General features: G+C 60.8%; 11 protein-coding genes. 10 read left to right on the forward strand and 1 reads right to left on the reverse strand.

The annotated features are described in order from the left end of the window. Positions 1–39 precede the first annotated feature (39 nt). The 10 genes from EOA19_RS20320 to EOA19_RS20360 all read left to right on the forward strand — a co-directional run bounded on the left by EOA19_RS20320 (position 40) and on the right by EOA19_RS20360 (position 13,922). On the forward strand, positions 40–636 hold the full coding sequence (locus tag EOA19_RS20320; RefSeq protein WP_023814089.1) for a hypothetical protein: 597 nt from the start codon (positions 40–42) through the stop codon (positions 634–636). After that, complete coding sequence (locus tag EOA19_RS20325; RefSeq protein WP_128304617.1) at positions 636–3,119, forward strand: hypothetical protein; 2,484 nt, start codon at positions 636–638, stop codon at positions 3,117–3,119. The genes EOA19_RS20320 and EOA19_RS20325 overlap by 1 nt, the downstream gene beginning before the upstream one ends. Before the next feature lie 243 nt (positions 3,120–3,362). Continuing rightward, positions 3,363–4,031: a hypothetical protein gene (locus EOA19_RS20330; protein WP_031213875.1), complete on the forward strand. Its 669-nt coding sequence runs from the start codon at positions 3,363–3,365 to the stop codon at positions 4,029–4,031. Between the two features lie 4 nt (positions 4,032–4,035). Continuing rightward, positions 4,036–4,539 carry a hypothetical protein gene (locus EOA19_RS20335; RefSeq protein ID WP_031213873.1) on the forward strand — a complete coding sequence of 168 codons (504 nt, stop codon included), beginning with the start codon at positions 4,036–4,038 and terminating at the stop codon, positions 4,537–4,539. Then, positions 4,539–7,025, forward strand: a complete 2,487-nt coding sequence (locus EOA19_RS35300; protein WP_164892970.1) for an HNH endonuclease — start codon at positions 4,539–4,541, stop codon at positions 7,023–7,025. Before EOA19_RS20335 ends, EOA19_RS35300 begins: the two co-directional genes overlap by 1 nt. Beyond that, positions 7,013–7,306 carry a hypothetical protein gene (locus EOA19_RS20345; RefSeq protein ID WP_023814084.1) on the forward strand — a complete coding sequence of 98 codons (294 nt, stop codon included), beginning with the start codon at positions 7,013–7,015 and terminating at the stop codon, positions 7,304–7,306. Before EOA19_RS35300 ends, EOA19_RS20345 begins: the two co-directional genes overlap by 13 nt. 8 nt (positions 7,307–7,314) lie before the next feature. Next, complete coding sequence (locus tag EOA19_RS20350) at positions 7,315–7,629, forward strand: hypothetical protein (RefSeq protein ID WP_023814083.1); 315 nt, start codon at positions 7,315–7,317, stop codon at positions 7,627–7,629. Positions 7,630–8,062: 433 nt separating this feature from the next. Then, entirely contained in the window at positions 8,063–10,900 is a 2,838-nt protein-coding gene (locus tag EOA19_RS35305; RefSeq protein ID WP_164892971.1) for a hypothetical protein, read from the forward strand. A gap of 374 nt (positions 10,901–11,274) precedes the next feature. After that, positions 11,275–11,991 carry a hypothetical protein gene (locus tag EOA19_RS35310; RefSeq protein ID WP_164892972.1) on the forward strand — a complete coding sequence of 239 codons (717 nt, stop codon included), beginning with the start codon at positions 11,275–11,277 and terminating at the stop codon, positions 11,989–11,991. Next, complete coding sequence (locus tag EOA19_RS20360; RefSeq protein ID WP_164892973.1) at positions 11,946–13,922, forward strand: hypothetical protein; 1,977 nt, start codon at positions 11,946–11,948, stop codon at positions 13,920–13,922. Before EOA19_RS35310 ends, EOA19_RS20360 begins: the two co-directional genes overlap by 46 nt. Here EOA19_RS20360 and EOA19_RS20365 read toward each other — a convergent pair. Next, on the reverse strand, positions 13,891–15,072 hold the full coding sequence (locus tag EOA19_RS20365; protein ID WP_128304618.1) for a hypothetical protein: 1,182 nt from the start codon (positions 15,070–15,072) through the stop codon (positions 13,891–13,893). The two genes, EOA19_RS20360 and EOA19_RS20365, sit on opposite strands and share 32 nt — an antisense overlap. Position 15,073 lies beyond the last annotated feature (1 nt).

The following is a 15,073-nucleotide window of genomic DNA, read 5'->3' on the forward strand; positions in this document are numbered from 1 at the left end:
AAAATCATGACCCGACCCACATGGACGAGGCGCTGACCCATGGCCATCACCCCGCTCGATATCGCCAACATGGCGCTGGCCGTGCTCGACGAGGCGCCGATCGACAGTCTCGATCAGGACGTCAAGGCGGCACGGCTGCTCAACTTGCATTTCGACCTCGCAAGGGAAGCAGAACTTACCAAATGTGCCTGGGTGTTCGCCATCCTGCGCGCCACGGTTGCCGGGGCGGACACCGGCAGCGATTGCGGCTTGACCTTTGCCTATGAACTGCCGGCCGACTGCCTGCGGCCGCTGCCGCTGACCCGTGATGGCGAGCCGGACGGCGTGCCGATTTCGTGGCGCCAGGAGGCGGGGCTGATCTATTCCGACCAGTCCGGCCCGCTGACCATCCGTTACGTCGCCAACCTCACCGATCCCAACGACTGGGATGCGCTGTTCACCGAGGTTCTGGTGGCGGCCCTTGCCGTCAAGGTGGCGCATCCGCTGACGCACAAGTCAGGCATGATCGATATTGCCCGCTCGGCCTATGACCGGGCGCTGGACGCGGCGCTCAACGCCAACGCCATCCAGCGCGGCAGCCGGCTCTACACCGCCTCGTGGTCCAATCAGCGCGGCGACAACAGGATTGCGCGCTGATGACGACGCTCTATCCCGTCCAGGACGTCTTCACCCGCGGCGAGATCTCGCCGCGCCTGCATGCACGCGCCTCGCTCGACTTCTATCGGGCGGCGCTGGCCAAATGCGAGAACTTCATCACCCTGCCGCATGGCGGCATCCGCAAGCGCGGCGGCACCTATTTTGCCGGCGAGGTGAAGATTTCCGCGAAGACGACGCGGCTGATCCCGTTCATCTTCTCGGCCGATCAAGCCTATGCGCTCGAATTCGGCGACCGGTACATCCGCGTCCATGCCTATGGCGCGCGCGTCGACACGGTGGAGGTCGCTTCGCCCTATCTCGAGGCGGACCTGTTCGAGCTCGCCTATGTCCAGTCGGCCGACCAGATGTGGGTCACTCACCGGGACTATCCGCCCAAGGTGCTGACGCGCAGCGCACACACGGCGTGGGCTCTGACGGATTTTGAATTCCTCGACGGTCCCTACGACCCGGTCAACGACACGGCGACGACGCTGACACCGTCCGACACCGGGCATCTGACGCCGCAGATGACCAGCAACACGACGCCTTCCGGTACCGCTTCCACCGGCAGCGGCAGCACCTCTGCCTGGCAGATGTTCGACCGCGACAAGACGCAGGATATCGAAATTGCGAGCGGCGGCGACGGTTACATTCGGTTCCGCAATGCCGGCGGCGTGCAGCACGTGGTCGACGCCTACTGGATCACCACGTCGCGGCTGGCAACGGGCGATTACGATTTCTTCACTGCTTGGGAATTGCAGGGTTCCAATGATGGCACAAACTGGGTCACCCTGGACACGCGTACGGGCGAACTCGGCTGGGGCAATGGCGAGACCCGCTTCTACGACTTCACAAACAAATCAGCGTTCGAATACCATCAGTTGGTGTTCAGCGGCGGCGGTGGAGACGATGCAGTTGTCACCGTCTCGGCCGAGCTGGCGATGCATATCGCCGCTTTCGATCAGACGCCGTTCGATCTCACGGCGTCCTCAACCATCGGCATCAACAACGACACCGGATTTCAGGTCTCTGATGTCGGTCGATCCATTCGCCTTCTAGGAGCTGACGGCATCTGGCGCTGGGCCAGGATCACCAGTCGCACCAGCACGACGGTCGTCAAGATCATTCTCTACGGCCATGCGCTGCCGAACATGAACCCGATCACGCGCTGGCGGCTCGGCACCTTCGTGCCCGGCAAGTACGTCGAAAGCGGGTCGCTCTACGAGGAGCGGCTGGCCTTCAGCCGCAAATTCTCGGTCTATGCCTCGGCCACCGGCGATTTCGACAATTTTGCACTGGGCGAGAAGGACGACGACGCGCTGGAGTTCGTCCAGGCGGGCGGCGGCCAGGCCAACGACATTGTCTGGATCGCCGACAGCGACGGCGCGCTTCTGATCGGCACCTCAGGCGGCATCCGCGCCCTGTCGGGCTCGGGCATCGACGAGGCGCTGACGCCGTCCTCGTTCAAGAACCGGCGCTCGCGCACCTTTGGCTGCGCCCGCATCCGCCCGGTCGATGCCGGCCAGTCGTTCCTCTATGTCACACGCTCGCGCAAATCGATCGCCGAGCTGACGCAGACGGCGCAGAGCCGTTTTGCTTCGGACGATGTCGGCCAGGTCTCCGAGCATATTCCCAAAAAGGGTGTGGTCGAGCTCGCCTTCCAGACCGATCCCGACCCGTTGCTGTGGTTCCCGCTCGAGAATGGCGAGCTTGGCGGCTACACCCATCAGCCGAGCCAGGAGGTGCGCGGCATGCACCGGCATCGCCTGGGCGGCAACGTCAGCGGGGCGGGCTCCGATGGTTCAAATTGGGCTGATGTCGAAAGCGCTGCGGTCACCCCCGGCCAGGACGGCAATGACGATCTCTGGCTGATCGTGAAGCGCAGCATTGGCGGCGTGACCAGGCGCTACATCGAGATCAAGACCGCGCCGTTCGAATACGGCGCCATCGCGGACGCCTTCGAGGTCGATTGCGGCCTGTCCTACGCGGGTCTTGCGGTCACCACGGTGGGCGGCGCCATGCACCTTGCCGGCCAGTCCGTCGATGTGCTCGCCGACGGCAAGGTCTATCGCGGGCTGACCGTCAGCGGCGGCGGCACCGTCACGCTGCCGGGCGGTTCTACCGCCGCCAAATGGCAACTCGGCCTGCCCTACGCGGCGGGCGCCGACACGCTGGAGCTCGATGTCGGCGGCCGCGACGGCTCCATCATCGGCCGCCGCAAGAAGGTGGCGAAGGTGATCCTGTCGCTGCTCGAGACCGACACCACGGGGCTTCAAGTCCAGTCCTTGATGCGCGGCCGCTGGGAGCCGGTGCGCATGCCCTCGATCATCGCGCCGGACGGGCGGGCAACGCTGTTCACCGGCAATGTCGAGGTGCCGATCGACGACAGCTGGGAAGGGCAGGGCCGAGTGCGGATCCGCCATGTCAACCCGACGCCCTGCACGATCCGTGCGTTCACGCCGGTGTTCGACGCCGAGCCGTAGAGCGCCGGCGTTGAAGATGGTGATTTCCCCCCTTGAGGGGGAGATGTCGCCGGAGGCGACAGAGGGGGTCGGTTCGACCGGACGCCAACCTCCTCCACGTTGAAAGAGGATGCCGACGCTCCACGCGAAGCGCCAATCTCATCTGCCGCGGTAGGTCGCACCCGGTCGTGCCGACCCCCCTCTGGCCTGCCGGCCATCTCCCCCTCGAGTGGGGAGATAACAATTCACCAAAGGATCCCCGAAATGACATCTCCCCATGCCGAAATCCTCGGGATGGCGCGGACGGCTGCCGAATTCGCCGCCGTCATCGCCTTGCTCGACACCGACCTCAACGACGCGCTTCACTGCAGAACCGAACTGGCGCAAGCCGAGGACCGCGCGGTCTTCGGCGATGGCGACCTGGCCGCCGCGCGTGCCGCGCTGGACGACTGCAACGACCAGATCGGGCTGCTGGAAAAGACCATCGACGCCGCCGGCAAGCGCCGTGCGGAGGCCGCGCAAGGCGAAGCGCGGGCCGACATCGCCGCGCTTGGCGACGAGATCAAGGCCAAAGCTGCAACGCTTGGCGAGCGCTGGGGCAGCGCCCGCCGGCTGGTCGAGCTGCTGCGCCAGGAATTGTTCGAGGCCGATGCGCTCGCCCGCACCATTGCCACCGCCAACGGCCTGTTCGATGCCGCCGGCGTCGCCGAGCTGAAGATCAATCTGACCACGACCCGCCGCGCCGCCATGGCCGGCCCGCGGGCCGCTGCACCCGCCCGTCTCAGCCGGCCGGCGTTGCAGGCCGACAGGCTGCTTGTGTCGTTCCTCACCCCCGGCGGTGCGCTCGACCCGCGCCCGGCGCTCGGCGCGCCGGTGGACGGCGTCAAAAGCAAATTCATTCCCGCAAACACCTCCTTTGGCGAACGAGGCTGAACGCATGTGCACACTTGCCCTTATCGGCACCGCCCTTTCTGTTGGCGGCGCGCTGGTCGAAGGCCAGCAGTCGAAGCAGATGGCCGACTATCAGGCCAAGGCCTACGGGCAGCAAGCGCAGGCCGAGGCGCAGAGTTCCGCCTTCGAGCAGAGCCAGGAGCGCCATAAGCAGGATCTCCTGCTGGGCCAGGCGCGTGCGCAGGCCGGCGCCTCGGGCGTCGGCATATCAGGCTCGCCGGCCGAGGTGCTGGCCGCCAATGCCAGGCAGGGCCAGCTTGATCTCGACGCGATCCAGTACGGCTCGAAACTGCGCCAGAACAGTCTCAATACGCAAGCCGCGCTCTCGCGCTTCTCCGGCAAGCAGGCGGTCACGGCCTCGATCTTCAAGGCCGGCAGCAATCTCGTATCGGGTCTCTCCGGCCTCTACGACCCGACCAAGGCCGTGACCTTCGGCAAGGGCGCCTTCCCACCGCCGCCGGGCGGCTCGTCCACCGGAGGCCTCTACTGATGGCCACCATTCCGCTCCACATAGCGCAGCGCCGGCTCGATGCCGGCAATGCGGTGCCGTACCCCGGGGGATCGCCGATTGGCGGCGCCATGCAGGGTCTTGGCGACCAGTTCTCGGCTATCGCCGAGCGCTACCAGCAGATGAAGGACCAGCAGGACGCGTTCGACGCCGAACTGGCGCGGCGGCGGTTCACCAGCCGGATCGGGCAAGCCGAAGACGAGGTGGCGGCCAACGCCCCGGCTGACGGCGCCGGCCTGCATGAGGCCATGTACGGCCAGGTCAATCCGCGCGACGGCCGGGTGGTCAAAACAGGCCTGTTCGACAGGCTGTTCGGCGATGCCTTGCCTGATATGCCCGAAAGCCAGCGTGCTGGTTTCGCCAGGCAGAAGGAGACGATGCGCGCGATTGGCGCACGGCGCATGGCGCAGCGGCAGCTCCAGCGCCGTGACGAGTATGAGTTGGCCGAGTGGACCAAGGTCGACACCATGTCCACGGGTTCCATCGCACAGGGCGACCCGAACGACGCCGAGACATTCGAGGCGATCCGGCAGAGCGGCTTCGACCTGATCGCCAAGATCGGCAACTCGATCATTCGGCAAACAGCCGAGGCCACCTGGCGCACCAACACGGCCAAGGCGCTGGTCCAGGCAATGATTGCCCAGGATCCGAAGCGGGCGGCTGAGATGCTGGGTGCGGGGCGGGCTGGCAGCCGGATCAAAGATGATACGGCCGAGGCGGTTGGTGGCCCACAGGCAAATACCACAAGTTTTGTGGCGCCAAGAGACGATCGCCTTGGCGAGCCGACGCCATATGAGCGAGCGGTGCAGGTTGTCCGGGACGACATCCCGCCTGAAGACAGGCCAGCGTTGGCCCAGAAAGCGCGGACCGCTGAGATCGCACGGCAGGTCGAAACACGAACCAACATCGGCCTCGCCGAACAGAATGCGCCAAGCTCCATCAGGGAAACTGGAACCTATTCCGGCCCCGTGCAGACTCCGGAGCAGTTCATCGCTCTCTACGGCGCCACCGAAGGCGTCAGGCGCTTCCAAGCCTTCAGCCAAGCAATGGATGTCAGTCGGCAATTCTACAGCATGCGTGGCATGTCGAATGAGGCCGTTTTGGCCAGAGTCAAAGAGTCCTCGCCCAAGGCCGATAGTGCTACGCCGGAAGAGGACAGCGCGCGTCATGAAGTAATAGCCACGGCCGCCGACCTCACGCTCAAAGAGAGGCAGGGCGATCCGGGTGGCTATGTACGTAAGACGTTCGCGAATCTCGATGCGGCTTGGAACAATCTTTCGACGCCGGAAGACTATCAGGCAGCCATCATCGGCTCGATCGCCGCTCAGCAGCAACTGGGCTTCGAGAAGATTCAACCGCTGCCCAATTCCGTGGCGGGAGGCGTCGTCGACGGACTCAAAAACGGAACAAACCCGCAAGATCCCGCCCTAAACAACCTCTTTGCTGCACTGCCTACCGAAGCTGCCCAAAAGGCAATGCTAGACCACCTAATTCGGACAAGTGCAGCGCAGACAGAGAGAAGCCTAGCTGATCGAACACGTCGCGATTGGATAGTCGACCCCGAAATGCTGCTCGATCTGCGCCAAGCAGCCGAGTTGGGTCTGCGGGACTCGCATGTAGACGTCACGAATTACATTCCTACGCCCCAAGATAAGCTTGGCTACCTTATCGCCGGCGATAGTAAGCCAAGCAGCGTGCGGCGTAATCTGGCGCGGATGCTGGTTGGCTCCGAGGGAGCCGGCGAGCAGGGCATCTCGCTGCTCGGCATTGCGCCCATGGTCGCGGCCGATAAGGCTGTTGCGTCCGCGATGTCTGGCAACGTCGGCGACACCATTCTCAATGTCTTAGGAACGCTCCCCACCGAGAAATTGGTATCCGTCGGCCTGCAACAAGCCGGCAAGATTGCGGGGCCTTTGGTTAAGGAACTCTCGCAGGTCTTGAGGCGGTCCGACGACCTAGCGGAGGGGGCCGAGGCGCTTGTTCGCAGAAGCAGCGGCAAGCTCGCCGACTCGACGGAGGACGCTCTTTCTGAAGGAGCGGATCTTTACAAAGGCGTAGACGACTTACCTACACCCGGGTCCGAACCGCTGACAGAAGAAGCAGGCGACGGCGCTAGTCGAGGGCCGACCGGTCAATTCTATAGTGTGGTGTTCGAGACAGAGATAGATTCTGCATTATATCCGAACGTTTCGCGCCCACGCCATTTCCAGGCGGCCAACGAAGCCCTGCTGGTGCTAATGGAAAGAGAGCCGGATTTCGCGAAAGCTCTGCAAGATGCGGGAATTAACCTCCAGCGGACAAAGAGGGGGCTCGTTCCCCGAAGAGCGCCCCCCGGCTACACTTGGCACCACGACACAAAAGCCGGTGTGATGCAACTTGTCCCTAGATCGCAGCATGATCCTGGGACTATCTTTCAGAAAGCATTGCACCCGAATCGTCGAGGAGGATTTTCTTTATGGGGAAAATAATCAAGTTGTTGGATATTGTTGGACGGTTGTCGGACTTTGACGAGGATGACACGATTTATGTGGCGGAGCCTTGGACTGAAGATTCCAATGCAATGGTTGCGACCGCACCCGACGATAGCACGGTGCCTCCGAAGGCGGCAGCCAAAGCGGGGCTTACATATTTCATCGAGATATTCATTGCGATTGAATTTACCGAGGCCTGGGTAGCTTCACTGAAGGAAAAGCCCAGCCTGTCGGCTATCTGCCAAAGACTCATCGAATACGCCACCAATGATGCGTGAGGGGAAACATGGCGACTAACCCACGTTACGATGGACAGCCGCTGCTTAGGCTGCTGGAGCTTTATGTGCTCTGGGCCATTGGAGAACTTTCTCAAGAGTCGGAGGGTGGCTTGAAAAAGATGGCCCCCAAACTGCAATCTATCTATGGCGGCGACGGACAATGGCATGATGCAATTGCCCAAGCCATGCACATGCCCGAGGGAATGCCGGCAGCAATCCGGGATATGTGGGCAAAGAATCTCGAAATCGCCCGTGTCAATAATGTAACGCTTACGCCCCAGCAATTTGCCAAGATGTTCGTGGACAACAACTTCGCAGGTTGAACGCTGTTTTCTGATTGGAATTGCGGTGCTGGCTGGCGTTCTACGGCGCCCCCCTCGTCCTGCCCGACATCTCCCCGGAGGGGGATTACGGTGACGATGCACTTTTATGAATTCTATCGATACGGATCGGAGTGAAATCTAGACAAAGAAAATAGTGCAAGAGCACGACTCGCCAAATGTAGGCAGCCCCGAAGCAAGAGCCTGGGCGCGAAATTATCTAAAAGATCGATAGTGCGTGCGAAAAGCGCGGCAACTGGGTTGCTGACCGAGGCGAAAAGGCTGATGCCGACCTTGTGCTGCAGTTACGGTGACAGCGCACTTTTATCGGTCCCACCCATGTGACGGGGGTTAACCTCCCGACGCGCCCACGCCCCAAAATCAGACCCTTTTCACAGCCTCGCTTGCGCGGGGCTTTTTTCATGGAGCAAGCCTTATGGCCCGACCTGCAACCGCCGCCGTTCGCCTGTTGACCGGCGAGCGCGAACCCGTGCGCCTGGCAACGACGGCGAACCTGGAGACGATCGTCATCGACGGCGTTGCCTGGATCCAGGGCCTCAAAATGGTTGACGGCGTCCAGACAGCGACCGGCGACCGGGTGCTGGTCAAGGATCAGGCGGACGCCAGGCTGAACGGCATCTATACGGCCTCGGAAGGCTACTGGTACCGCGCCGCCGATGCGCGCACGGGGCGCACCATGCAGAAGGGAACGACGGTGCATGTCCAGGAGGGCACGGCTTCGGCCGCTTTCGTCTATGCCTTCCAGACAGTGAGCCCCGTGATCGGTGCCGACGACATTGTGCTGTCGTTTTACCAGTCCGACGACACCGTCGGCGATATCCAGGCAGCCGCGCAAGGCATCATCGACCGGGCCCAGGCCGCGGCGGACGTGGCGACGGGCGCCATGACGACGGTGCTCGATCCGCAATTCGCTACGCTCGCAGCCGCCCAGGCGTTTTCCCCGCCGATCGCCCCGACATACATCCGCACAGCCTTCTACGACAGTCACCAGGTAGCAGGCAGCGGCGCGATTTATCAGAAGAACGGAACGAGTGCCGGGGATCTGGTGATCATGCTGGCCGACCATGCGACGATTGTTGGTTATTCGCTGTCGGGCACTCCCACGGCGACCCAAAAAGGAGCGCGCAAAGACAACGTCAATGACGACGGCCCGGCGGTCCAGGCTGCTTACAATCTGGCGATCGGGGGCGTCGACCTTCCTGCTGGGACCTATAGGATGGTTCCCGGTCCTGTCTCACCCTTCACGCTCGCCGGACAACCCACAAATAACATCTATCGGGCAGTTGCGCTGACGGTGGACAATGTGGCGATCACCGGGCGCGAGGCGGTGCTTCACGGCGTGAGCCGCCCTGGCGTCAGCGCAAATGATGTTCAGCCGGTGTTCTCGACCGATATGAATATGGCGGTTGGAACGCGGAAGAACATCACCTTTGACGGCGTTACCTTCGATAGCGTCAACGATGCCGATGCAATTAACAGCAACCAGCGGCTTGCCTACGTGGTAGGCGTCGATGGGTTGCGATACCTGGATACAATCGGCCGTTCCAGCGGGGGGCGGCGCGGCTACTATTCCCACATTCAAAACTGCAAAAACGTCCAGATCAATGGGCATTTTCACCAAAAAATGACAGGTGGCTTCAATGTCCGCTACGTCGATAGCCTTGTGATTACGAACTTCATTTTTGATGATTTCTCAGAGGCGATCGATCTCGACGGGACAAGCAAGCGCGTCGTCATCCGAAATGGCGTTTTCAAGTCGACGTCTCGTCTGAACCAGTGCATTGACGTCAACGATCAGGTTGATGCCTCGATTGGCGACTTCTCTGTCTTCAATGTTGGCAATATCGCCACGATAAACTACAAAACCACGACACCGGAGATTTTCGCCGATTACGTCGCCGGAAACCCGGTCAGAAACTACCAACTTTCCAAGCGCATCCTTATCAGCAATATTTCCGGTTCAGCGGTCGGCACGACGGCCGCTCCCGTTTTCTACATCGGCTGGGATTGGGCGGCTGGCGGCCACCCAGGCGCTGGTCCAGTGCAGGACATCACGCTTGAAAACATCACGCTCGATGACCACAGTTATTTTTGGATACGCGAAGGCATCAACGTCAAGCTCAAGGACATTACATCCTACCGTGCGATTTGCGGGTTCAACCATGCTCTCACCTGTTTTTCAGCGGTGGGGAATGGCGATCAAATCGGGTGGTCAGACCTCGACATAGATATCGATGGCCTGCGCATTGAGGCCTCCGACAAAGGTGGCATTAGCATTCAGTCGGCGTCTCGTGTGAAAGTGCGACGCCTGGTGACGCGCGGCAACAACACGGCTGGTGGCACTCAAACTGATCTGACCATTACAAATCTCGGCGCGCGAGCTGGCCGCGCCTCAGTTGATGATTGTGACATCGAAGGCGATGTGATCTTGAACGGAGACAGCACTGCCATCCCTGCTTGGGCTCCCGACACTATCTACAAGCGCAACGCTCTTGTGACAAACGGCGGCAACGTCTACCGCGCCACAGCCGAAGGTCGGTCGGCGGGCAGTGGCGGGCCGGCCGGAACGGCGCTGTCGGTGACGGACGACGGCTCAGCTTCAATTGCCGCGTGGGCGGTATCGACTGCCTATGCGGTCGACAATGTGGTCTCGCACGGTGGTGCCTTCTTTATCTGCGTAGGGGCGGGCATCTCGGCGGCGGCAGGAGGACCTGCGGGGACCGATAATCGCATTTTCGACGGAACGATCATCTGGCGCCCCATACAGGGCGCGGTGAAATGGCAGTATCAGCTTTACCCCTATGCGATCATGTGGGGGAAAAACAACAAGGTCCGTGGAACTGTGACGGTGCAGGGTGATGCGCAGAAATACATCTTCGCCGAAAGTATTGCGGCGCAACTTGACGATTACGCCGCGACTGGCACGATAAACAAGAGCGTGTTTGTTGCCCGCCGTCGCGGTCGCATCGTTCGCGCCAGCTACCAAACTACAGCCGACGTCGCAGCCGACGCAGTCAACTACCGCAACTTGATCGTTCGCCGCTTTCGCGGCGGGATCTCCACAAACGTTTCCACTATTGATACCACAGCAGTCGGGCTGACAGCCTTTGTCACGCGCGACGGTGGAGTAGCCAGCAACTCCGCTGGCGCTGATCTCGAGCCCGGCGACGTTGTCATAGTAAATTCAAACTCCGCCGGCGCCGGGCGGGTGCTTGCCGGTGTCGCTGTTACTATCGATTTCATGGAGTTTTGACTGGCCCCTGCGTCGCATCGATACAGGATCCGCGCACCTACTGCGCGCGCGTCCGAGCTGCATTTATATGCCAGGGGCGATCCTATGATTGCACTTTGAAGTAGGGGACGACCACAAATACAGACAATAGAAAGCGCTCGGGCCGCCAGCACCACAAGGGACCGCTACAGTTCGCGCACCATCTGCGGCTCCTCATCGATGCGGAGTCGTCCCCAGGTTCTCTTTCGATTGTGAATTTCTCATGATTCGGCGCCGTGCGCGCATCGCCATGACAAGTCTCGAAGGCGCCGCCGCGCAGTCAGCTAGCGGCTATGCCGCCGGCCTTACCCCTCTCAGCCTCGCTTTCGCGAGGCTTTTCCATGGAGCAAGCCAGCATGGCCCGATCTTCAGCCGCCGCCGTTCGCCTTCTGACCGGCGAGCGCGAACCCGTTCGTCTGGCGACGACCGCCAGCATTGCGTTTTTCGGCCTTCAGACCATCGACGGGGTGGCGACGGAGGTGGGCGACCGCGTGCTGGTCAAGGACCAGGCCGACCAGACGCAAAACGGTATCTATACGGTAAGCGAAGGCCGATGGTTCCGCGCCGCCGATGCCCGCACCGGGCGCACCATGCAGAAGGGAACGACGGTGCATGTCCAGCAGGGCAACGCCTCGGCCGATTTCGTCTTTGCCTTCCAGACGCTGAACCCTGTGATCGGAACCGATGACATTGTGCTGTCGTTCTACCAGTCCGACGACACCGTCGGGGATATCCAGGCAGCCGCGCAAGGCATCATCGACCAGGCACAGGCCGCTGCGGACGTAGCGACGGGCGCCATGACAACCTTGCTCGATCCGCAATTCGCGACCAAGGCGACGGCGGAGGCCTATTCGCCGCCGATAGCACCCACATACATCCGCACCGCCTTCTACGACAGCTCTCAGGTGGCAGGCAGCGGCGCTGTGTACCGCAAGAATGGAACGAATGCCGGGGATTTGGTGATCACGCTGAGCGATGGCATGATGAAGACGGGCTATACTCTCGCCTCAACCCCGGTACGGCATCAATGCTCGGGGCGCGTGGTGGCGGTGCGAATGCCACGGCTGCAATAGGTGCACTGCTCGCGGGCAGCTATCCGCATGTGCTGATTGACGGCTCCTACCAGACCGACGGCAACCACACGATCTCGACAGCGAAGAAGCGCGTCGAATGCCTGGGCGGCTCTGCCCTGATCCTGCGCGCGCCAGTCGGTACCGTTACCGGCCACCATCCCGTCATCGATATCGCCGCCGATGACGTCCTGATAGACGGGGGCCTCACGATCGATGGTGGATCACATGCCGGCTACCAGGCTTCTATCGGTATTCGCGTCGGCCTCTCCACTGGTGCACGCCGGAAGCGGCCGACAATTCGTGGCGTGAAAGTCCGCAATCTTGGCCTTGCCGGCGTGATGGCGCTCTGTGTCGACAGCCCGACGATTGAGGACATTGACGGCTATAACATCGTCACGCCAACCGGCGGCGAGTTTGGCGACACGGTTTACGTGGCCGGCGTCCGTAAGCCGATCGTGCGCAACATCCGGTCGGCGAAGTGCAAACGCGACGGCGTCGTGTTGACCTATACGGGGAATCTAAACACCACCGACGTGTTGGTCGACGGGGTTTTCGCAGATGCACATCTCGACAGCCCCTCCGCCGGTGTCTGGGTGGAGATGACCGGTGCGCGAGATCCACGAGGGATCATAACCAACGTGGTGGCGAATGACTGTCTGGTTGGCATAGCCGCGACTGACGCCAACAGCGAGATCGTCATTTCGAATGTCAAGGCAATCGGCAACCGGCTCTCCGGTAGTTCTGCCGGTAACGTCTTCGGCGTTCAGATTCAGTCGGGCCGGCTCGATAACTGGTACGTCGATCGCTACAACACCGCTCTGCAATTGGAGCCAAACGGCGAATATCAGTTCGCCCTCAGCTCGCAAGTTGGATCGTTTGCGACTGGCGAAACGGTCAGCGGCGGCACCTCTGGCTCGACCGGAACCCTGCGGTTCCAACATTTTGAAATCGTCATCACCGGTTCAACCGTCGACTATGAACTCGGTGAGACGGTGACTGGCGGTTCATCCGGCGCGACGGGCATCTTGGTCGACTTCTTTGCCAACGTGCTGAGGGTCTTGCCGGTAAGCGGGACATTTCAGGCCGCTGAAACAATCACTGGAGGCATCTCTGCGGTTGCCAAAACGGCAAACAGCGCGACCCGGCGCATCTATGTGCGCGGTTCGGCCGGCATCTTTCCAGCTGGCGAGACAATCAGGGGCGGAACGTCAGGTGCCACAGCTGTAATCGCCGCGCCCTACCAGACGCCTCTTGCGATCGGCCCGGGCACGTTGATGAACTGCTCGACCGACGCCATTGTCGTTGCGAACGTCGTGACACCGGCAAGCCTTAGCCTTTCTAGCATCAGGGGAAACACCCAGTCGCATGGTATCCGGTTCAACCTTTCCGTGGGCCAGCGGCTGCGCAAAGCCAGTCTCAGGGACATCGCCCTGAAGAACTCTACCGCCATTGGCGTTGCCTTTCGGGTGACCACCGGCGGCGCGATAGACGAAATGCTGGTCGATGGTTTCGACATGTCGGAATGGGTTGGCGATGGCACCGGCAGTTCCATCACGGCCGGCACCGTGACCAGGTTTATTGGCGGCAACAATCCCGGTCTGCAGGGGACGTCGAGTGTGCCGATCAATCTGACCGTCAACACGACGCTGTCTGGGCTTCACAACCGGGCACTCTGCCACAACAACGGCGCCGGCGCGACGTGGACACATACGCTGCCGCCTGCCGTGCCTGGCCTTCGGATCGGCTTTGCCGGAGTACACGCAACCCATGTCATGAACATCAAGCCCAACGGGACGGATACGATCAAGGGCGGCGGTGCAGGAAAATATCTCATTCTCGATCCCGGCGAGCGCGTAACACTGGAGGCCTATACGGTAGGACTGTGGGTTGTCAGTTCGGCTATCGGCTGGTCAGGGGATTTCGAAGCCTAGGATGAATTCGCAACTTTGCGTAAGGGTACTGCGTCATGCCTAAGTTGATCGTTGCGAGGATGACGAAAACTAGAGGATACGTCAGCTTCAATTTTGTGGCCAACAACACAACCGACAGGCCAATGCCCAAGAGCGGCAAGTTCGACAAATACATGGCAACCCCTACAACTGCCCATAAGCCGTATCGGAGCAGAAAGTCGAGGCCAACGCCGAGATAGCCAAATGTGAAGAACATCGGTATCTGACTTTCGCTTAGGCCAAACAGCGCTATCCGCTGGTAGGAAAATGCCCACTCCATCATCTGATCGTGCTGCGTGCCCTCGATATAGAGTTGCGATCTTGTTTCAAGATTCAGCAACGCCCAATATATGATGATTGAAAGCAGCGCTATACCGACGGCGGCCACAAGAAGTCTCCATCTTCGAGCAGCAAAAAATTGGTGGAGCCCAACAACTCCGCAGAACATTGCGACGAACATCATGCCGCCAAGCGACATCGTCGCGATCGCTGAAAGAATGCCTAAAATTGATACCTTGGAGAGCTTGCGCGAAAGGGCGTACTCGCCAGCAAGCAGGCTTGCGATCATAGTCGAATGGGTGCCTGGTTCATTCGACAAGCCTGCAAAGCGCGGCACTCTGCCGACAGCAAGCTCAAGTCCTTTCTTACTCATGACCGTCTGGTCACCAAGGCCAAGACTTGCAAGCGGGTCAAAATAAGTTCGGAACGCCGCGAAATAGAAAATCTGGAACAGGACCATAAGCGCGTGCGCAGCGATCGCCCATCGCAAACCAACCAACAAAGGGCGACTGTCTTTGGCAAAGCAAGCTGGAACGAGGATGAGAGCCAAGCTGCTGCCAATAGTGCCTAGGACTGCTTTGGTGCCGCCCCCTTCGGTGAAAGTTCCGCACATCCCGACTAGTAGGAAAGCAACGATCCAAAAAGCACTCGCCTTGACCGGCGCACTTAATAGAGGGATCAGCATGAGAAGCCCGAGGTAGCAAAAGGCGGCCACCCCGAATTGAGACAGGTAGACACTTTGCAGACTCATTGCGATGACGGCAGCGGCGGCGTAAATTGTCTTAAGTTTGTCAGCAAAAGTTGACTGCCTATCGATTAGAATACTTTTTGTTTTTGTGTAATAGTGTGACATC

The organism is Mesorhizobium sp. M7A.F.Ca.US.010.02.1.1 (assembly GCF_004023085.1).
GTDB lineage: Bacteria > Pseudomonadota > Alphaproteobacteria > Rhizobiales > Rhizobiaceae > Mesorhizobium.

Bases quoted from the DNA above. Each gene is read 5' to 3' on its own strand.
- EOA19_RS20320 (WP_023814089.1), top strand. From the start codon at position 40: ATGGCCATCACCCCGCTCGATATCGCCAACATGGCGCTGGCCGTGCTC.
- EOA19_RS20325 (WP_128304617.1), top strand. From the start codon at position 636: ATGACGACGCTCTATCCCGTCCAGGACGTCTTCACCCGCGGCGAGATC.
- EOA19_RS20330 (WP_031213875.1), top strand. From the start codon at position 3,363: ATGACATCTCCCCATGCCGAAATCCTCGGGATGGCGCGGACGGCTGCC.
- EOA19_RS20335 (WP_031213873.1), top strand. From the start codon at position 4,036: ATGTGCACACTTGCCCTTATCGGCACCGCCCTTTCTGTTGGCGGCGCG.
- EOA19_RS35300 (WP_164892970.1), top strand. From the start codon at position 4,539: ATGGCCACCATTCCGCTCCACATAGCGCAGCGCCGGCTCGATGCCGGC.
- EOA19_RS20345 (WP_023814084.1), top strand. From the start codon at position 7,013: ATGGGGAAAATAATCAAGTTGTTGGATATTGTTGGACGGTTGTCGGAC.
- EOA19_RS20350 (WP_023814083.1), top strand. From the start codon at position 7,315: ATGGCGACTAACCCACGTTACGATGGACAGCCGCTGCTTAGGCTGCTG.
- EOA19_RS35305 (WP_164892971.1), top strand. From the start codon at position 8,063: ATGGCCCGACCTGCAACCGCCGCCGTTCGCCTGTTGACCGGCGAGCGC.
- EOA19_RS35310 (WP_164892972.1), top strand. From the start codon at position 11,275: ATGGCCCGATCTTCAGCCGCCGCCGTTCGCCTTCTGACCGGCGAGCGC.
- EOA19_RS20360 (WP_164892973.1), top strand. From the start codon at position 11,946: ATGCTCGGGGCGCGTGGTGGCGGTGCGAATGCCACGGCTGCAATAGGT.
- EOA19_RS20365 (WP_128304618.1), bottom strand. From the start codon at position 15,072: ATGTCACACTATTACACAAAAACAAAAAGTATTCTAATCGATAGGCAG.